Raw genomic sequence first — 19,427 nt, forward strand, 5'->3', positions numbered from 1 at the left:
TTTTCGGGCCGCTGTGATGGGGATTCGGTCTGGTTGCACCAGCCGAAATTCGCCCCACATATAGCAAACAGATACAGCGGCGGTCGCACTGCACGAGCGACCCGCGTGAGGTGCTGGAAGGACGCATCTTGGCAGTCTCTAGCCAGACCAAGGCAGTTGTCGGAACACCGGGAGCCCCGAGGAGGGTTTCGTTCGCGAACATTCGCGAGCCGTTGGAGGTACCCGGTCTCCTCGATGTACAGACGGATTCGTTCGAATGGCTGGTAGGTGCGCAGAGTTGGCGTGACCGTGCCGCCGCCCGCGGAGACAGCAGTGTCGCCGGTGGACTCGAGGACATCCTGACCGAGCTCTCTCCGATCGAGGACTTCTCGGGCTCGATGTCTCTCTCCTTCTCCGACCCACGATTCGACGAGGTCAAGGCCTCGACCGATGAGTGCAAGGACAAGGACATGACGTACGCGGCTCCGCTGTTCGTCACGGCCGAGTTCATCAACAACAACACCGGTGAGATCAAGAGCCAGACGGTCTTCATGGGTGATTTCCCGATGATGACCGACAAGGGCACCTTCATCATCAACGGCACCGAGCGTGTCGTCGTCTCGCAGCTGGTGCGTTCTCCGGGCGTCTACTTCGATCACTCGATCGACAAGACCACCGAGAAGGACCTGCACAGCGTCAAGGTCATCCCCGGTCGCGGCGCATGGCTCGAGTTCGACGTCGACAAGCGCGACACCGTCGGTGTCCGCATCGACCGCAAGCGTCGCCAGCCCGTCACGGTGCTGCTGAAGGCTCTCGGCTGGTCCACCGAGCAGATCACGGAGCGCTTCGGCTTCTCCGAGATCCTCATGGCCACGCTGGAGAAGGACAACACCGCCGGTACCGACGAGGCGCTCCTCGACATCTACCGCAAGCTGCGTCCGGGCGAGCCGCCGACCAAGGAGTCGGCGCAGACCCTGCTGGAGAACCTGTTCTTCAAGGACAAGCGCTACGACCTCGCTCGCGTGGGTCGCTACAAGATCAACAAGAAGCTCGGCCTCAACTCGGGTCAGCCCATCGTGGCGTCGACCCTCACCGAGGAAGACATCGTTGCGACCATCGAGTACCTGGTGCGTTTGCACGCAGGTGAGACCTCGATGACCGCACCCGACGGCGTCGAGGTTCCGGTCGAGGTCGACGACATCGACCACTTCGGTAATCGTCGTCTGCGTACCGTCGGCGAGCTCATCCAGAACCAGATCCGCGTGGGCCTGTCCCGCATGGAGCGCGTCGTGCGCGAACGTATGACGACTCAGGACGTCGAGGCGATCACGCCGCAGACCCTGATCAACATCCGTCCCGTCGTCGCTGCGATCAAGGAGTTCTTCGGAACGTCCCAGCTCTCGCAGTTCATGGACCAGAACAACCCGCTGTCGGGTCTGACCCACAAGCGTCGCCTGTCGGCACTGGGACCCGGCGGTCTCTCTCGTGAGCGCGCCGGCCTCGAGGTCCGCGACGTGCACCCCTCGCACTACGGCCGCATGTGCCCCATCGAGACCCCGGAAGGCCCGAACATCGGCCTGATCGGATCGCTCTCGGTGTACGCACGCGTCAACCCGTTCGGGTTCATCGAGACGCCGTACCGCAAGGTCGTCGACGGCAAGGTCACCGACGAGGTCGATTACCTGACCGCCGACGAGGAGGATCGCCACACGCTCGCGCAGGCGAACTCTCCGGTCGACGACTCGGGCCACTTCATCGAGGACAAGATTCTCGTCCGTCGTAAGGGTGGAGAGGTCGAGTTCGTCTCGTCCGACGACATCGACTACATGGACGTCTCGCCGCGCCAGATGGTGTCCGTCGCAACCGCGATGATTCCGTTCCTCGAGCACGACGATGCCAACCGTGCCCTGATGGGTGCGAACATGCAGCGTCAGGCCGTCCCGCTGGTTCGCAGCGAGTCGCCGATCGTCGGAACCGGCATGGAGCTGCGTGCAGCTGTCGACGCCGGTGACGTCGTCATCACCGAGAAGACCGGTGTCGTCGAAGAGGTCTCCGCCGATTACGTCACGGTCATGGCCGACGACGGAACCCGCAAGACCTACCGGATGCGCAAGTTCGCGCGCTCCAACCAGGGCACCTGCGCCAACCAGCGTCCGATCGTGGACGAGGGACAGCGCGTCGAGACCGGCCAGGTCCTCGCCGACGGCCCCTGCACCGAGAACGGTGAGATGGCACTCGGCAAGAACCTGCTGCTGGCGATCATGCCGTGGGAGGGCCACAACTACGAGGACGCGATCATCCTGTCGCAGCGCCTCGTGGAAGAGGACGTTCTCACCTCGATCCACATCGAAGAGCACGAGATCGATGCCCGCGACACCAAGCTCGGTGCCGAGGAGATCACTCGCGACATCCCGAACGTCTCCGACGAGGTCCTCGCAGACCTCGACGAGCGCGGCATCATCCGTATCGGTGCCGAGGTTCGTGACGGCGACGTGTTGGTCGGAAAGGTCACGCCGAAGGGCGAGACCGAGCTGACCCCCGAAGAGCGCCTGCTGCGCGCCATCTTCGGTGAGAAGGCTCGTGAAGTTCGCGACACCTCGCTCAAGGTTCCGCACGGCGAGAACGGAAAGGTCATCGGCATCCGCGTCTTCTCGCGCGACGACGACGACGATCTGCCTCCCGGCGTCAACGAGCTGGTCCGCGTCTACGTGGCTCAGAAGCGCAAGATCCAGGACGGCGACAAGCTCGCCGGCCGTCACGGCAACAAGGGCGTCATCGGCAAGATCCTCCCGCAGGAGGACATGCCGTTCCTGCCCGACGGCACCCCGATCGACATCATCCTCAACACCCACGGTGTTCCGCGTCGTATGAACATCGGTCAGGTCCTCGAAACCCACCTGGGTTGGATCGGCAAGACCGGTTGGAACGTGCAGATCGCCGCGGACGGCACGAAGCCCGATTGGGCCGAGCGTCTGCCCGAGGAGATGTTGGCGGCTCCGGCCGACAGCAACATCGCCACCCCGGTGTTCGACGGTGCCAAGGAGAATCAGCTCGCCGGCCTGCTGGAGAGCACGATTCCCAACCGCGACGGCGAGCAGATGGTCGGATCCGACGGAAAGGCCACGTTGTTCGACGGCCGCTCCGGCGAGCCGTTCCCGTACCCGGTGTCGGTGGGCTACATGTACATCATCAAGCTGCACCACTTGGTCGACGACAAGATCCACGCTCGTTCGACCGGGCCGTACTCGATGATCACGCAGCAGCCCCTCGGTGGTAAGGCCCAGTTCGGTGGACAGCGCTTCGGTGAGATGGAGTGCTGGGCCATGCAGGCCTACGGTGCCGCGTACACGCTGCAGGAGCTTCTCACCATCAAGTCGGACGACGTTGTCGGCCGCGTGAAGGTGTACGAGGCGATCGTCAAGGGCGAGAACATCCCCGAGCCCGGTATCCCCGAGTCCTTCAAGGTGCTCCTCAAGGAGCTCCAGTCGCTGTGCCTCAACGTGGAGGTGCTGTCCTCGGACGGCGCAGCCATCACGATGGCCGACGGTGACGACGAAGACCTCGAGCGTGCCGCAGCCAACCTGGGAATCAATCTCTCCCGCAACGAAGCTGCCACGGTCGACGACCTCGCGCAGTGAACGCAGTGAACGCGGTCATGCAGCCAGCTCAGTAGTTCTGTGGTCTGCCGGATCCGCCCAGTGCGGATCCGGCAGGCGTTTCTCTCATTTGCTCTTCCAGCACAACACCCATAACGGGGAAAGGAAGTTACGTGCTCGACGTCAACTTCTTCGATGAACTTCGCATTGGCCTTGCCACTGCGGACGACATCCGTCAGTGGTCCTACGGCGAGGTCAAGAAGCCGGAGACCATCAACTACCGCACGCTCAAGCCCGAGAAGGACGGCCTCTTCTGCGAGAAGATCTTCGGCCCCACTCGGGACTGGGAGTGCTACTGCGGCAAGTACAAGCGCGTCCGCTTCAAGGGCATCATCTGTGAGCGTTGTGGCGTCGAGGTCACTCGCGCCAAGGTGCGTCGTGAGCGCATGGGCCACATCGAACTGGCTGCTCCGGTCACGCACATCTGGTACTTCAAGGGTGTGCCGTCGCGTCTGGGCTACCTGCTCGACCTGGCTCCGAAGGATCTCGAGAAGATCATCTACTTCGCTGCCTACGTCATCACCACGGTCGACGACGAGCTCCGTCACAACGAGCTCTCGACGCTCGAGGCCGAGATGGAGGTCGAGAAGAAGGCCGTCGCAGACCAGCGCGACGCCGACCTCGAGGCGCGTGCGCAGAAGCTCGAAGCCGACATCGCCGAGCTCGAAGCCGAGGGTGCCAAGTCCGACGTGCGCCGCAAGGTCAAGGACGGCGGCGAGCGCGAGATGCGTCAGCTCCGTGACCGCGCGCAGCGTGAGCTCGATCGTCTCGAAGAGATCTGGACCACGTTCACCAAGCTCGCTCCCAAGCAGCTCATCGTCGATGAGCTCATCTACCGCGAGCTCATCGACCGGTACGGCGAGTACTTCACCGGTGCCATGGGTGCCGAGTCGATCCAGAAGCTCATGCAGACCTTCGACATCGACGCCGAGGCGGAGTCTCTTCGCGAGACCATCCGCAGTGGCAAGGGTCAGAAGAAGCTGCGCGCGCTCAAGCGTCTGAAGGTCGTCGCTGCGTTCCAGGCCGGCCGTAACTCCCCGATGGGCATGGTCCTGGACGCTGTCCCGGTCATCCCGCCGGAGCTTCGTCCGATGGTGCAGCTCGACGGTGGACGTTTCGCGACGTCCGACCTCAACGATCTGTACCGCCGCGTCATCAACCGCAACAACCGCCTCAAGCGTCTGATCGATCTCGGTGCTCCCGAGATCATCGTCAACAACGAGAAGCGGATGCTGCAGGAGTCGGTCGACGCCCTGTTCGACAACGGCCGTCGTGGACGTCCGGTCACCGGACCGGGTAACCGTCCGCTCAAGTCGCTGTCCGACTTGCTCAAGGGCAAGCAGGGTCGTTTCCGTCAGAACCTCCTCGGCAAGCGCGTCGACTACTCGGGCCGTTCGGTCATCGTCGTCGGCCCGCAGCTCAAGCTGCACCAGTGTGGTCTGCCGAAGCTGATGGCTCTCGAGCTGTTCAAGCCGTTCGTGATGAAGCGTCTGGTGGATCTGAACCACGCGCAGAACATCAAGTCGGCCAAGCGCATGGTCGAGCGTCAGCGTCCGCAGGTGTGGGACGTTCTCGAAGAGGTCATCGCCGAGCACCCCGTGCTGCTGAACCGTGCACCCACCCTGCACCGGTTGGGCATCCAGGCGTTCGAGCCGCAGCTCGTCGAGGGCAAGGCCATCCAGCTGCACCCGCTCGTGTGTGAGGCGTTCAACGCCGACTTCGACGGTGACCAGATGGCTGTCCACCTCCCGCTGTCCGCCGAGGCTCAGGCCGAGGCGCGCGTGCTGATGCTGTCGTCGAACAACATCCTTTCGCCGGCATCGGGCCGTCCGCTCGCCATGCCGCGTCTGGACATGGTGACGGGTCTGTACCACCTGACGCGTCTGGATGCCGGCGCTGTCGGCGAGCGCGCCGACGCCAAGACCGACACGGCCGAGTTCGGGGCGTACTCCTCCCCGGCCGAGGCTCAGATGGCCGTCGATCGTGGATCGCTCACGGTGCAGTCGCAGATTCGGGTTCGTCTCACCACGCAGCGCCCGCCGCGTGACATCGAGAACGAGCTGTTCCCGAACGGCTGGAACCGCGGCGATGCATGGACCGCGCAGACCACTCTGGGACGCGTGCTCTTCAACGAGCTGCTTCCGGCGGACTACCCGTTCGTCAACGAGCAGATGCCGAAGAAGCGTCAGTCGACCATCATCAACGATCTCGCCGAGCGTTACCCGATGATCGTCGTCGCGCAGACCGTCGACAAGCTCAAGGACGCCGGCTTCTACTGGGCCACGCGTTCGGGTGTCACCATCTCGATCTCCGACGTCCTCGTGCCGCCGGAGAAGCCGCAGATCATGGAGACCTTCGAGGCTCAGGCCGATCAGATCGAGAAGAAGTACCAGCGCGGCGCACTCGACAAGGTCGAGCGCAACTCCGCACTGGTCAAGATCTGGCAGGACGCGACCGAGCAGGTCGGTAAGGCCATGGAGGCGCACTTCCCTGACGACAACCCGATCCCGATGATCGTGAAGTCCGGCGCAGCCGGAAACATGACTCAGGTTCGCTCGCTCGCCGGCATGAAGGGCTTGGTGACGAACCCGAAGGGTGAGTTCATCCCGCGTCCGATCAAGTCTTCCTTCAAGGAAGGCCTGACGGTTCTCGAGTACTTCATCAACACGCACGGCGCTCGTAAGGGTCTGGCCGACACGGCGCTTCGTACCGCCGACTCGGGCTACTTGACGCGTCGTCTGGTCGACGTCTCGCAGGATGTCATCGTTCGGGAAACCGACTGTGGCACCGAGCGCGGCATCGTCACGACGATCGCCGAGAAGACCGCCGACGGCAAGATGATCCGCGACGCTCACGTCGAGACCAGCACGTACGCCCGCACCTTGGCGAACGACGCTGTCGACGAGAACGGCACGGTCATCGTCGCTCGCGGACACGATCTCGGTGACCCGGCCATCGACGCGCTGCTCGCCGCGGGCATCACGTCGGTCAAGGTTCGCTCGGTGCTCACCTGCACCACCGGAACCGGCGTCTGCGCCACCTGCTACGGCCGCTCGATGGCCACCGGCAAGCTGGTCGACATCGGTGAGGCCGTCGGTATCGTTGCCGCACAGTCCATCGGTGAGCCCGGAACCCAGCTGACCATGCGTACCTTCCACCAGGGTGGTGTCGCCGGAGATGACATCACCGGTGGTCTGCCTCGCGTGCAGGAGTTGTTCGAGGCACGTGTGCCGAAGGGCAAGGCTCCGATCGCGGACGTGTCGGGACGCATCCAGCTCGAGGACGGCGATCGTTTCTACAAGATCACCATCGTCCCGGACGACGGCGGCGAAGAGGTTGTCTACGACAAGCTCTCCAAGCGTCAGCGTCTGCGCGTCTTCAAGCACGACGACGGCACCGAGCGCCTTCTGGCGGACGGTGACCACGTCGAGGTCGGCCAGCAGCTCATGGAAGGTGCTGCCGATCCGCACGAGGTCCTGCGCGTGATGGGTCCCCGTCAGGTGCAGATCCACCTCGTCAACGAGGTCCAGGAGGTGTACCGGTCGCAGGGTGTGTCGATTCACGACAAGCACATCGAGACGATCGTGCGCCAGATGCTCCGTCGCGTGACGATCATCGACAGCGGCTCCACCGAATTCCTGCCCGGTTCACTCACCGAGCGCAGCGAATTCGAGTCGAGCAACCGTCGCGTCGTCTCCGAGGGTGGCGAGCCCGCAGCCGGACGTCCGGTCCTGATGGGTATCACCAAGGCGTCGCTGGCCACCGATTCGTGGCTGTCGGCAGCGTCCTTCCAGGAGACCACTCGTGTGCTCACCGATGCGGCGATCAACTGCCGTAGCGACAAGCTCATAGGTCTCAAGGAGAACGTCATCATCGGTAAGCTCATCCCGGCTGGTACCGGCATCAACCGGTACCGGAACATCACGGTGCAGCCGACCGAAGAGGCGCGTGCCGCGGCATACGCGGTGCCGTCGTACGACGATCAGTACTACAGCCCGGACGGCTTCGGCCAGGGAACCGGCGCTGCAGTGCCGCTCGACGACTACGGTTTCTCCAACGAATACCGCTAGAGCGACTTCGTCGCACGTGAGCAGAAACTCGTAGCCCACTACGAGTTTCCGTGCACGACGACAGAGCCAGCAGACAAAGCCCCGCATCGACTTCGGTCGGTGCGGGGCTTTGTTGTATATCTGGGGTGCGCGGTGAGTTTTCGATGCGCCTCGAGTCGGTACCGGCATGACCAACCAAACCCCCAGCACCATCGTGAACATCGGCGTGGCCATGTTCACTGTCGCAGACCAGGACGCCGCTCTCGAGTTCTATTCACGCGTGCTCGGTTTCGAGCTGCGCGACGATACGCGTTTCGGACCCGAGGGCGAGTATCGGTGGGTCGAGGTGGCACCGCCCGGTTCGACGGCACGCCTGGCCCTGAATCCGCCGATGGGTGACTCGCCCGGCGGGTCCTCCATCGGTGTCGAAACTCCCGACGTCGAGGCGGAACATGCGCGACTGGCCGCGATCGGCGGTGTCGACATGGACGCAATGTCCGGGACGGAGGACGGTGCGCCGCCCATGTTCGTGCTGCGTGATCCCGACGGCAACATGGTGTGGGTGGTTCAGGCCTGAATCGCACACCGGGCGTGTGGACCACCACGATCTACGGCGGCTACTGCGACGGCACTGTTGTCATGGATGTTGCTGCATATCCTGTCTCACCGCTGCCCGTCCTGCCGCCGATGTTCGGCAGTAGCTGACCGACTGAGAACGCGTTCGTCGAATCATCAGTGATGGCAGACGGCTTCGAGGTCGATGCCGTTGAGATCGCGGACGAATGATCCGTAGTACGTGGCGTGGTATTCCGGCTGCAGCCCTGGAGGCCTGAGCTCGATCGCTCCTGCCGAGAGTGCCGCGGCGTGGAAGGCATCGACGGTGGCGCGATCCGGGGCGCTGAAGGCGAGATGGGTGTGCGGTCCGATGGCCGAACCCGGTGCGTCGACGATCCAGAAGAAGGGCTTCACCTGCGCCCAGCCGAACGCGATCATGGCGAGTTGGTTCGCCTCGGGGGTGTGCGGTACCCGCATGACCTCGCTGATCCCCAGTGGTTTCAATACAGCGCCGTAGAACTCGGCGCTGGCGGCAAGATCGGCGACGCCGATGTTGAGGTGGTCGATTTGGGAGCCTGTGCGGTCGGTGTTCGTCATGCGTTCGAGTTTTGCCGTGATTGCGGACGACTCAGGTCCTGAATCGAATGGAAATTTCGTGTTCATGTGCCCTTTCGATCGACGACGCGCACAGTTCGTTCGGGCGCGACAGCCTCGAAGGATGGTGAGACGGGGTAACGAGATACGGTTCGGTTCGGACATCTCCATGCGAGCGGGGGCCACACGTCGACAGTTTCTGACGTGGAGTGCGCTGGTGGGGGCGTTGGCGTTCACTCCGGGACTCGCGGGAACCACGGCGCAAGCCCAGTCCGTGGTGACGCCCGATTACCCGTTCCGCCTCGGCGTGGCATCCGGCGATCCACTGCCCGATTCGGTGGTGCTGTGGACCAGACTCGCTACCGATCCCTTTGCGCCACTGGGCGGAATGACGCCTGGCGTCGTGCCGGTGCGGTGGCAGATCGCCGCGGACGAACGATTCGTGAACATCACCCGCGAGGGCGTCGAGCTTGCCACCGAGTTCGACGGCTGGTCGATTCACGTCGACGTCCGAGGGCTGGAGCCTGCTCGCGAATACTTCTATCGGTTCCTTGTCGGACCGCACTCCAGCTCGGTCGGCCGCACCAAAACCGCACCGGCGCTGGGCCAACCGTTGAGCAGGCTCGATTTCGCGTGGGCGTCGTGCCAGAAATGGGAGGACGGCTACTTCGGCGCGTACCAGGACCTGGCGGCGTCGAATCTCGATGTGGTGTTCTTTCTGGGCGACTACATCTACGAGTACGCGATCAAGGACGAGGGTGCTCGCAAGGGTGAGCCGCGTACCGAGTCGGCTGCCCGAGAGACCATGGTACTCAACGACTATCGAGACCGGTATGCGTTGTACAAGGCGGACGAGAACCTCGCCGCGGCCCATGCGTCGGCACCGTTCGTCTCGACGTTCGACGATCACGAGGTGGACAACAACTGGGCCTCGCAGATCAGTCAGGACGACGACGATCCGCGAGAGTTCCTGTTGCGCAGAGCCGATGCGTTCAAGGCGTGGTAGGAGAACACTCCGGTTCGGTCGAACCTGAAGCCCGTCGGCCCGGACATGACGGTCTATCGCCGGTTCTCGTTCGGCGATCTGGTGGACTTCTCGGTACTGGACACGCGGCAGTACCGCAGCGATCAGGCGCACGGGGACGGCGAGCATGCGCAGGACGCGGAGACGGCCGATCCGTCGCGCACCATAACCGGTGCAGCGCAGGAGAAGTGGATTCTCGACGGGTTCGCATCGCCGTCGACGTGGAACTTCCTGGCGCATCAGACGGTCATCTCGGACTTGGCTCGTGGGCTCGGTAGCGACCGCAAGGTCGGGATGGATCCGTGGAGCGGATACGAGGCGTCTCGGCACCGAATTCTGGACGGAGCCAGGGATCGTGGCGCGAAGAACGTCGCGTCGATCGTCGGCGACATTCATCGCACGATCGTCTCCGAACTGCGACGCGACTACCAGGATCAGGTGTCGCCGATCCAAGGTGTGGAGATCGCGGCCACGTCGATCGCGTCGGGCAAGGACGGTGCCGATGTCGACGCCGCCGGGGCGGCCATCGCCGAGGCCTCACCGCACGTCAAGTACGGCAATGCTCGCCGCGGCTATCTCCGCAGCACGCTGACGAACACCGAATGGCATTCGGAAGTGAGGGTTCTCGATGCGGTGTCGACGCCGGGCAGGCCGGTTCGCACCGCCGCAACCGTCACCGTCCCCGAAGGCCGCCCCGAGATTCAGTTGGGTTGACGCCGACGGTCACTGACGAATGGCGAACATCGGCATCGCGAGTCCGAGCAGCATCACGGTGAACAGGAACCATGCCGCGCCCTGCCAGATCGGCCACGTGCCACCGGCTCGGTAGGACTTGTATCCCAACGTCAGAGCTCCGATCCCGCCGAGAAAGCACACCGCAGGCACCGACGCGGCCAACACAGGACTGGTGCGGTCGACGATCAGGAACACCGCGGTCAGGGCAGCCGCCACCGCCACGACGCCGGAGCAGTATCCCGCAGCCTTACGAAGGGCACCGGGGTCGTTCCAGCGCTTTTCGACGTCGCGGTCGGCCATGGTGCGTTCGGTCGGGTCGTTGACGGGCATACTTGTGGGCTACCCGTTCGGCGCGGGTCTACCCACTTCGGACGGTCAGCGACCGTCGGCGATGATCTGCGCGACGTTGCGTTCGGCCAACGCGGTGATGGTGAGCGACGGGTTGGCGGCTCCGGTGCTACCGGGGATCAGGGCACCGTCTACGACGTAGAGCCCGGGGTGACCCTTCACCCGCCCGTAGTTGTCGGTGGCGTCGCCCAGTACCGCGCCGCCGAGTGGGTGGGCGGTGAAGGTGTCGTCGACATCGCGGGTGAACGGTTCGGCTGCGACGACGGTACCGCCGGCCTGAGCCATCCGATTCTGCACTGCGCGCAGGGCTTCCACGGTGTCGCGGCTGCCCCCCTTCGGCCAGTTGAGGGTCAATGTGTCTGTGGCGGAATCGAATCCGAAGTTTCCACGCAGGGGGTCGATGGTCATGCCGAGGGAGCCGATGAAACCGAGATTCACCGGAACGCCCGGCACGTACCAGTTCTCGACGGTCAGTGGCAGTCCTGAGTCGTCGACGATGCGGGATGCGCACGGCGCACCCTGCGGCCCGGCCGACATCGGCCCCAGTGACCGCGTCATCGACGCGTCGCCGTTGGTGCCCCATCCGGTGCCGACGAATTCGTTGAGGTTCGCCAGCGCACCGGTGGTGCGGGCGCGCATCAGCAGCTCGGTGGTGCCGATGGACCCGGCTCCGAGGACGAGGGTGTCGCAGGTGAGTGTGCGTGTCTCGAGTACGGTGCCGAACGGGTCGAGGCGTTCGATCTCGACGCGGTAGCGCCCGCCGGATTCTGTGCCGATCGCCGCGACGCGATGGCTGTGACATACCGTCGCGTTGCCGGTGGCCTCGGCCTGGGGGATGTAGTTCTGGGTCAGGTCGTGCTTGGCACCGTTGGAGTTGCCGAAGGTGCTCGCGCCGACGGTCGCGGACGGCCTCGAGCGGCCGCCGATCTCGTCGCGGACGACGTTCCAGTTCCAGTTGCCGTCCACTGCCTGCGGGGTGAAGCCGGCCCGCCTGGCGTGGTCGTCCCAGGTGCGTGAGTGTGCGAAGTTCGGGCTGTTGTAGACGTCCTCGGGCATCGCCGACGGCCGGAGCATCGAGCGCGCCTTGGGGTACCAGGTGGCGGCCATCTCGTCGTAGTTCAGTCGTCGGCCGAAGGAGAGGTCGAAGAACTTCTTGTCGGGGGCGATGGTGACGCCGGTGTAGACGATCGAGCCGCCGCCGACGGCAGCGCCGCGCCAGACGGAGAGGTTCTCGTAGCGGGTGGTGTCGAGGACGCCGCCGAACAGGTCGACCGGCCCGACGGGCATGCCGGTGATGTTGGTGAACGAGCTCTGCTGCCACAGTCCGCGTCCGTCGGCGGTCATATCGGCGGTGAAGATCTCGCGCCACGGATCACGTGGCCAGCGCAGTCCGCGTTCGAGGACGGTGACCTGGGTGCCGGCCTGCGCCATGCGGAGGGCGGCGGCGCTGGCACCGAAGCCGGAGCCGATGACGATCACGGGTGAGTGGTCCGGTGGGCGCGGGGGGTCGGCGAACAGCTCGGGAACCAGTGCTCGGATGCCTTCGGCACCGATCGGCAGCGCGCCTGCTGTGGCGGAGCCCGGCATTGCGGCCGAGTTCAGGACCGGAGCGGCGGCAGCGCCGAGCATTCCGGCAGCGGCCAACCGCAGCAGTTGCCTTCGGTTCACGGAAAGTCCCCCTACTTGACTCACGGACAGCGTTGTCGATTCTGTCGTGTTTGCGGCGAGAAAGCGAACAGTTCGGTCGGTCTCGAGGATGCTTCCCAGCTCGGCCTCAGGTTTGCCTGTAAGACTTCCGCTCATGGTTTCGGCATCGTTGGCCCTGTTACTGCTCTTCGCAGCGGTACTCGGCATCGTGGCGCACCTCGTCGACGCGCGGGGGCAGGCGATGCTCGTTGCCGCGTCTTTGGCACATGTCCTCATGCTCGCCGCGGTGCCCGGCACTGCACTCGCGGCCGTGGCGTTCGGGTGGTGGGGGCTGGCTGCGGGGGCGGCTGTACTGACGGGTGCCATCGCAACGCAGCTGCCGCTGCAGAGGCGCAGATTCACAACGAACTCCGAGGCGCCGACTCTGACGGTCCTGCACGCCAACATCTGGCTGGGACAGGCCGATCTCGACGCGTTGGTTGCGCTGGTCGAGCAACACCGCCCGGACGTGCTCACCCTCGTAGAACTGACGCCCGAGGCCGAGGCCCGTCTTCGCCCGAGACTGTCCGGCTCGTTGCCGCACGCGTACGTCAGCGCCGCCCCCGGCGGCGAAGGTACCGGCATCTACAGCCGCTTCCCGCTCGTCGACGAGCAGCGGCACGACGGTTTTGTCACCGAATTGCTCTCTGCACGGGTGGAGATGCCGGGTCGGCCGCTGGTGTTCGCGGTTCACCCGGTGCCGCCGTGGCCGCGGGAGCCGTCCGAGTGGGTTCGCGAGCTCGCGCTGCTGCGTCAACTACTGGCCAAGATCCCCGTCGACGACGGTCCCGTGGTGGTGGCCGGCGACTTCAACGCGACGCAGGATCATCGGCGGTACCGAGATCTACAGGACGGCCGGTTCGTCGATGCCGCGGTGGCCACCGGGGCCGGGATGCTCAGGACGTATCCGGCGCACACCTGGTACCCACCCGTCATCGCCATCGACCATGTTCTGGTGGCGGACATGGCGGTTCGATCGGTCGAGCCGGTGACGATCACCGGTTCCGACCACCGCGGCATCCTGGCTCGGCTGCAGTTTCGGCACTAGGTTCAGGGCTGCGCGGTTCAAGGCTGTGCGGGCAACTGCTGCACCGACCACTTGTTTCCGTCGGGGTCGGCGAAGTAGACGAACGTGCCCCAGCCCTCGTCCTTGGGTGGATCGATGGTCAGACCCGCCGACGTGAGGTGCTCGTAGGCCTCCTGGACGTCGTTCACGACCATCAGAATCCCCGCTCCCTTGCCCGGTTCGGCGTCGGTGATGCCCTCACCGATCGCGATGGAGCACGCCGATCCCGGGGGAGTGAGCTGGACGTACCGGATCCCGTCCCAGGGGCGCGCATCGTGGTCGGCATTGAAGCCGATCGAGACGTAGAAGTCCTTGGCGCGATCGACGTCGGTGACTGCCAGGGTGACAAGTTCGAGCTTCATGGTGAGGTTCATGAACCGATGATGAGCGCTATTGCGGACATCATCGGTCCGCTATGAACGAACACTTCGAGAAATATGCCCGACGCCTCGTCGGTTGACATATCCGTGTTCCTCTCACTGCTCGACAGATCCCGCACTCGGTCCGGAATGGACGACGCCTCGGCGCTGCGGCATACCGTCGAACGAGCGGTGCATGCGGAGAAGATCGGGCTGCACCGGTTCTGGGTGGCCGAGCATCACGGCGTTCCCGGTATCGCGTCGGGCGCGCCCGCGGTACTTGCTGCGGGGGTGGCGTCGCGCACCTCGCGCATTCGCGTCGAATCCGGGGGAGTGATGCTGCCCAACCACCAGCCCATGATCGTGGCCGAGCAATTCCTGATGTTGGAGTCCCTCTTTCCCTGCCGGATCGATCTGGGTGTCGGCCGTTCCCTCGGTTTCACCGAACCGGTCCGGGCAGCATTGCGCAGTGAGCACGCCGACACCTTCGAGTCCGACATCGCCGAATTGCGTTCGTATCTGGACGGTTCGGCACCGGTGACGGCGCGCCCTGTCACCGCTGCTCCACCGGTGTTCGTCCTCGCCACCGGAGCCGGTCTCGAGGTGGCCGCTCGCGCCGGGCTTCCGGTGGTGGTCGGTGGACCGGTGCTGCAGAAGGACGATCCGTTGGCGTTGTATCGCAAGCACTTTAGGCCCACGCCCTCGAATCCCGAACCGTACGTGATCATCTCGCTAGACGTGACGATCGCAGCGGACGCCGAGGATGCACGTAGGTTGGCCGTCCCGGAGGCATGGGCGATGGCCAGGTCCAGGCGCGAGGGCGAGTTCCCAGCTCTGGAACGAGCGTCTGCGATCGACGAATCGCAGTGGACGCCGCAGACACGGAACCGAATCGAGGCGTCGTTGGCGTCGAGCATCCTCGGCACGATCGGGCAGGTCCGTTCTCGGTTGGAGGAGGTTGTCGAGCGCACCGGCGCGAACGAGATCATGGCCTCGACGTCGACGTACGATCGCGCCGAATTGTTCGACGCCGATGCCGCGTTCGCTCAGCTCGCAGGGGTGGCGGGCTGAACCGGTGCTGTCGCAGCCAGGGCCGCCACGAGGTCGCGCTGGATATCGGTGGCGGGCACGGTCGCGTCGACGACGGCCGAGACCGGGAGCCGCAGCCTGCGGTCGGCTTCGGTGCGGAAGACCAGGCCGGTCTTGGGGGTGCTGTCGGCGGTGCTGGCGTACAGGATGGACCAGCATTGCGGGTTCTTGAGGAGCTCGGCGCTGGCGGTGTGATCGGACGCCACGGGTGGGCCGAAGCTCAATGGCAGCCCGCTGCGCTTCATCTCGCGTTCGATCACCCGGTGCAACAGGATCTGCTCGCTCCGTTTGGGAAGTAGCAGGGGGTAGCCGGCGAGCTGGCTCAGGCTCGGGTTGTCCTCCCCCGCCAGAGGATGACCCTCGGGGAGTACGACGACGAGGTCCTCGGTCCACAGTTCGGTCACATGGAGACCGGAGCGTTCGACGCTGCCGCGGATCAGCGCCACCTGGCAGTCGCCGGATGTCACCGCTTCGATCTGTTCTGCGAATCGTTTCAGCACGAAGTCGATCTCGGCGTCGGGATGGCGCTCGCGGACCGCGACGATGGCGGAGATGGCGTTCGCTGCGAACGTCATGTTTCCGGTCAGGCGCAGCTGGTTCCGCTTGCGCGTCGTCAGTGCCAGGGCGGCCTGCTCGAGCTCCACCATGCGCCGGGCAATGGAGACCAATTGTGCTCCGACAACGGTCAATCGAACGGTACGAGAGGTCCGCTCGAACAGCGGCTCACCGATTTCTCGTTCGAGCTTGGAGATCTGCAGACTGATCGCCGATTGCGAGACGTAGCAGCGTTCGGCAGCGCGTGAGAAGTTCAGTTCCTCGCCGACCGCGAGGAAGTACTTCAGCTGCCGCAGTTCCATGTAGACATCCAATCATGAGTTCTGCTCATAGATGCTATTTCAACTTCCGCGTTGATAGTGCATCGCGGTCGGAGTTTCATGGAGGTAGTTCTTCGTAGAGGAAAAGACTCGAGCCGAAAAGGAAAGTGCTGTGCAAACGTACGACGTCGTCATCGTGGGATCGGGATTCGGAGCATTGGCTGCCGCCAAGTCTCTGGGCAAGGCCGGTGTGACGTTCTCGCTGATCTCCAGCACCACCGAACACCTCTTTCAGCCGCTGCTCTACCAGGCCGCCACCGGAATGCTCTCGACGGGTGAGATCGCCCCTCCGGTCAGGCGCATCCTCGCGCAGTACGACTCGGCCGACGTGCGTCTCGGACGCGTCGTCGATGTCGATCCAGATGCTCACCAGGTCACCTATATCGGTGCCGGGCAGAGCCACACCATCGGCTTCGGTCGTCTCATCGTCGCAACCGGTGCCACACAGGCGTACTTCGGCCGCGACGAGTTCAAGGACCGCACGTTCGCGCTCAAGACCGTGGACGACGCGATCGCTCTGCGTGAGCAGATTCTCAGCTGCTACGAGACTGCGCACCTGACAACCGATTCGGCTGCTCGCAAGGAATTGCTGAGCTTCGTCGTTGTCGGTGCAGGCGCGACGGGTGTCGAGCTGGCCGGTCAGATCAGGGATCTCGCGCACCGCTATTTCGCCGGATCGTTCCCGGATATCGAACCCGACGACGTCACGGTGACCCTCGTCGACGGAGTCAAGGAAGTTCTGCCCGCATTCGGCGGCAAGCTCAGCGCGTACGCCCGTACGAAGCTCGAGAAGTCCGGCGTCGACGTCGTCACCGGGGCCATGGTCACCGACATCGCCGACGACGTCGTCACGGTGCAGGATGTCGACACCAAGACCTCGCGTACCTACCCGGCCAAGACTGTCATCTGGTCGGCAGGCGTTCAGGCCAGCGACCTCGCGGCCACGATCGCCGAGCGCACCGGGTGCGAGACCGACCGTGCCGGACGCCTTCTCGTGCACGACGATCTGACGGTCGGCTCGGCGGAGGACATCTACGCGATCGGCGACGTGACGTCGCTGCACAAGCTCCCCGGACAGTCGCCGGTGGCGATGCAGCAGGGCAGGCACGTGGCGAAGATGATCATCGGAAAGGTCGACGCGGGAACACCGTTCGAGTACACCGACAAGGGCAGTATGTCGATCGTCGGCCGGTTCAGTGCGGTGGCGCGGCTGTTCGGCAAGGTCGACATGTCGGGCCCGATCGCCTGGCTCATGTGGCTCGCGGTGCACCTGATGTACCTGGTCGGCTTCCGGAACCGCTACGTCGCGGTGGTGTCGTGGATGACCTCGTACATCGGCGACAAGCGCCCGCACTTCCAGTACACCGACCACTCTGCCTCGCTGGTGGAGCGCGCCGATGAGACCGCGGATGACGAGGAGCAAAAGGCAGCCTAGCTGCTCACCAAACCGTTGCGGTAGGCCCAGATCACCACGTGCACTCGGGTTTTCACGTCGAGTTTGCGGCAGATGTTACCGATGTGGGTCTTCACCGTGCTCTGTTCGAGTTGCAGTTCCCGCGCGATCTCGTTGTTGCCCAGGCCCTGCGCCAGTAGTTGCACCACTTCCATTTCTCGCAGGCTCAGGTCGTGTTGCGGGGCAACGGGAGTGGTTCGACTCGGCGCGCCGCGGCGGGCGAACTCGGTCATCAGGCGCGGGGTCAGTCGAGGAGAGAGCACCGCTCCGCCGCAGGCGACGGTGACCACCGCGTCGGCGAGTTCGTCGGGATCGGTGTCCTTGAGCAGGAAGCCCGACGCCCCGGCATCGAGGGCAGCGAACACGTACTCGTCGAGGTCGAACGTGGTGACGACGATGACGCGAACGTTGTCGAACTGCGCCAGTATCTCGCGCGTTGCGGTCAGTCCGTCACCGTTCGGCATTCTGATGTCCATCAGTACGACGTCCGGTTTCAGGGTCGATACCTGTTGCACGGCATGCTTTCCCGAGCTCGCGTGGCCGACCACTTCGATGTCGGGATGGCCCGCCAGGAACAGCTCGAACCCCTGTCGAACCACGGGCTGATCGTCCGCGATCAGAACGGTGATCATGCCGGCACCTCCTGCGGCCGAGAGATCTTTCCGCCGACGGGCAGTCGAGCGTGCACGGTCCACGTCGTTCGGTCGTCGGAAAATCCGGCGTCGAGGGTCCCGCCGAGTAGAGCGGCCCGCTCCCGCATACCCGGAATGCCGAATCCCTGTCCTTTGGACTCGCGCTGCTCTGTCCCATCCGACGTCATCGTGTTGGTAACGGTCACCTCGACGGTCGACGAACCCGCGGTCACCTGCACGCACACAACGCAGTTCGGCGCATGGACTCGGGCATTGGACAACGCCTCCTGAACGACGCGGTAGCACGTCAGTTGCACGGCGCTGTCGGTATCAACGCTGTCTGCCACAATGCTCGTCTCGATGGACGCGAACGAGATTCGAGACTGTTCGATCAGCTCGGCGATGTCGGAGATCATCGGTTGCGGTGCAGTGTCGGTGTCGAAGCTGAGGTCGGTGTCGAAGCTGTAGGCCGCGTCGCTCGGTCGCAGGATGCCGACGATCTGGCGCAGGCTGTCGAGGGTGCGCTGGCCGTGTCCGATTGCGCCGGTGAGTAGTTCGCGTGCCTGCTGGGGGTTGCTCGGGATGAGGGTCTTCGATGCTTTGGCTTGGATGAGCATTCCGGTCAGGTGGTGAGCCGCGACGTCGTGGAGTTCGCGCGCCATGGCTTTTCTCTCGTTGTCCAGCGCGGCGTCGAGCTGCTGTCGGTGTTCGATCTCGGCTCGGCGGAGGGCAGCCTCGCTCTCGAGCTCCTGGGCTCTGTTCCGTGCGATGTACTTACCCAGAGCGATGAGCACCGTGTAGTTGACGGCGAGGTTCACGACCTGCTCGGCCACCACCCCGATCGTGCCACCGGGTCCGGCTGCGGCATCTGGAAAGGAAAGCCGTGTGTCGACGCTGACGACGATCTCGAGGATGAGGCCGACCGCAAGGGGAGCGAACAGGCGTGGCCCGGTCACTCGAATTGCCAACGCGGCGATCGCAAACCAGTACAGCGGGGTGAATCCGAGGGTGCGGTCCGGCAGAACCAGAATCAGCGCGACGCTGATCGCAACCACCGACAGGTACGACACGACGGGAAACGATCGGCGCACACACGTCGCGGCGGTCATCGCCAGCAGGGCAGCGATACCCACTGCGATCAGGGTCGGGCTGCGGACGAGTTCGTCTCTGGTGTCACCGACCATGCCGGTGGAGAGTTGGAATCCGGCGTAGACGAGCGTGGCCAGGAGCATTTCGAGCGGCAGCACCGCGGGATTTCGCGGTCGCCATGCCGGTCGAAACCTGCGCAGTGTCCTGGAACCAGCCAGTGTCCTGGAACCTCCCACCA

Annotated in this window: 13 protein-coding genes and 1 pseudogene; 7 read left to right on the forward strand and 7 right to left on the reverse strand. The window is 64.5% G+C overall.

Annotated features, from left to right (window positions below):
- Positions 1-110: 110 nt before the first annotated feature.
- The 3 genes from rpoB to CH283_RS02635 all read left to right on the forward strand — a co-directional run bounded on the left by rpoB (position 111) and on the right by CH283_RS02635 (position 8,261).
- Positions 111-3,617, forward strand: a complete 3,507-nt coding sequence (rpoB, locus tag CH283_RS02625; protein WP_094641131.1) for a DNA-directed RNA polymerase subunit beta — start codon at positions 111-113, stop codon at positions 3,615-3,617.
- A gap of 131 nt (positions 3,618-3,748) precedes the next feature.
- A complete protein-coding gene (locus tag CH283_RS02630; protein ID WP_094641132.1) occupies positions 3,749-7,705 on the forward strand; it encodes a DNA-directed RNA polymerase subunit beta' in 3,957 nt (1,318 codons plus the stop codon).
- A gap of 166 nt (positions 7,706-7,871) precedes the next feature.
- Positions 7,872-8,261: a VOC family protein gene (locus CH283_RS02635; protein ID WP_094641133.1), complete on the forward strand. Its 390-nt coding sequence runs from the start codon at positions 7,872-7,874 to the stop codon at positions 8,259-8,261.
- A gap of 155 nt (positions 8,262-8,416) precedes the next feature.
- On the opposite strand, the gene CH283_RS02640 is transcribed toward CH283_RS02635, so the two are convergent.
- Positions 8,417-8,836: a VOC family protein gene (locus CH283_RS02640; protein ID WP_094641502.1), complete on the reverse strand. Its 420-nt coding sequence runs from the start codon at positions 8,834-8,836 to the stop codon at positions 8,417-8,419.
- A gap of 121 nt (positions 8,837-8,957) precedes the next feature.
- Here CH283_RS02640 and CH283_RS02645 point away from each other — a divergent pair.
- Positions 8,958-10,571 (forward strand): annotated as a pseudogene (locus CH283_RS02645) (alkaline phosphatase D family protein).
- 9 nt (positions 10,572-10,580) lie between these two features.
- Here CH283_RS02645 and CH283_RS02650 read toward each other — a convergent pair.
- The gene (locus CH283_RS02650) at positions 10,581-10,922 is read right to left on the reverse strand and encodes a hypothetical protein (RefSeq protein WP_094641134.1); all 342 of its coding nucleotides are present in this window, start codon (positions 10,920-10,922) and stop codon (positions 10,581-10,583) included.
- 45 nt (positions 10,923-10,967) lie between these two features.
- Positions 10,968-12,608 carry a GMC oxidoreductase gene (locus tag CH283_RS02655; protein ID WP_094641135.1) on the reverse strand — a complete coding sequence of 547 codons (1,641 nt, stop codon included), beginning with the start codon at positions 12,606-12,608 and terminating at the stop codon, positions 10,968-10,970.
- 133 nt (positions 12,609-12,741) lie between these two features.
- Here CH283_RS02655 and CH283_RS02660 point away from each other — a divergent pair, with 133 nt between their 5' ends.
- Positions 12,742-13,674 (forward strand): endonuclease/exonuclease/phosphatase family protein, encoded by a 933-nt coding sequence (locus CH283_RS02660; protein ID WP_176460396.1) that lies wholly within the window; start codon positions 12,742-12,744, stop codon positions 13,672-13,674.
- Between the two features lie 17 nt (positions 13,675-13,691).
- On the opposite strand, the gene CH283_RS02665 is transcribed toward CH283_RS02660, so the two are convergent.
- Positions 13,692-14,066 (reverse strand): VOC family protein, encoded by a 375-nt coding sequence (locus CH283_RS02665; protein ID WP_094641137.1) that lies wholly within the window; start codon positions 14,064-14,066, stop codon positions 13,692-13,694.
- Between the two features lie 63 nt (positions 14,067-14,129).
- Between CH283_RS02665 and CH283_RS02670 the strand changes: the two genes are divergently transcribed.
- Positions 14,130-15,122: an MsnO8 family LLM class oxidoreductase gene (locus tag CH283_RS02670; protein WP_094641138.1), complete on the forward strand. Its 993-nt coding sequence runs from the start codon at positions 14,130-14,132 to the stop codon at positions 15,120-15,122.
- On the opposite strand, the gene CH283_RS02675 is transcribed toward CH283_RS02670, so the two are convergent.
- Complete coding sequence (locus CH283_RS02675; protein WP_094641139.1) at positions 15,098-15,997, reverse strand: LysR family transcriptional regulator; 900 nt, start codon at positions 15,995-15,997, stop codon at positions 15,098-15,100. The genes CH283_RS02670 and CH283_RS02675 overlap by 25 nt on opposite strands.
- 130 nt (positions 15,998-16,127) lie before the next feature.
- On the opposite strand from CH283_RS02675, the gene CH283_RS02680 reads away from it, so the two are divergent.
- A complete protein-coding gene (locus CH283_RS02680) occupies positions 16,128-17,450 on the forward strand; it encodes an NAD(P)/FAD-dependent oxidoreductase (protein ID WP_094641140.1) in 1,323 nt (440 codons plus the stop codon).
- Here the strand turns inward: CH283_RS02680 and CH283_RS02685 are convergent.
- On the reverse strand, positions 17,447-18,100 hold the full coding sequence (locus CH283_RS02685) for a response regulator transcription factor (protein ID WP_094641504.1): 654 nt from the start codon (positions 18,098-18,100) through the stop codon (positions 17,447-17,449). The two genes, CH283_RS02680 and CH283_RS02685, sit on opposite strands and share 4 nt — an antisense overlap.
- Positions 18,097-19,347: a sensor histidine kinase gene (locus tag CH283_RS02690; protein WP_176460394.1), complete on the reverse strand. Its 1,251-nt coding sequence runs from the start codon at positions 19,345-19,347 to the stop codon at positions 18,097-18,099. The genes CH283_RS02685 and CH283_RS02690 overlap by 4 nt, the downstream gene beginning before the upstream one ends.
- Between the last annotated feature and the right edge of the window lie 80 nt (positions 19,348-19,427).

Source organism: Rhodococcus sp. 05-2254-2 (genome assembly GCF_002259095.1).
GTDB lineage: Bacteria > Actinomycetota > Actinomycetes > Mycobacteriales > Mycobacteriaceae > Rhodococcoides.

Coding starts and splice junctions, on each gene's coding strand:
- CH283_RS02635 (WP_094641133.1), top strand. CDS start 7,872: ATGACCAACCAAACCCCCAGCACCATCGTGAACATCGGCGTGGCCATG.
- CH283_RS02685 (WP_094641504.1), bottom strand. CDS start 18,100: ATGATCACCGTTCTGATCGCGGACGATCAGCCCGTGGTTCGACAGGGG.
- CH283_RS02665 (WP_094641137.1), bottom strand. CDS start 14,066: ATGAACCTCACCATGAAGCTCGAACTTGTCACCCTGGCAGTCACCGAC.
- CH283_RS02660 (WP_176460396.1), top strand. CDS start 12,742: ATGGTTTCGGCATCGTTGGCCCTGTTACTGCTCTTCGCAGCGGTACTC.
- CH283_RS02650 (WP_094641134.1), bottom strand. CDS start 10,922: ATGCCCGTCAACGACCCGACCGAACGCACCATGGCCGACCGCGACGTC.
- CH283_RS02675 (WP_094641139.1), bottom strand. CDS start 15,997: ATGGAACTGCGGCAGCTGAAGTACTTCCTCGCGGTCGGCGAGGAACTG.
- CH283_RS02640 (WP_094641502.1), bottom strand. CDS start 8,836: ATGACGAACACCGACCGCACAGGCTCCCAAATCGACCACCTCAACATC.
- CH283_RS02670 (WP_094641138.1), top strand. CDS start 14,130: ATGCCCGACGCCTCGTCGGTTGACATATCCGTGTTCCTCTCACTGCTC.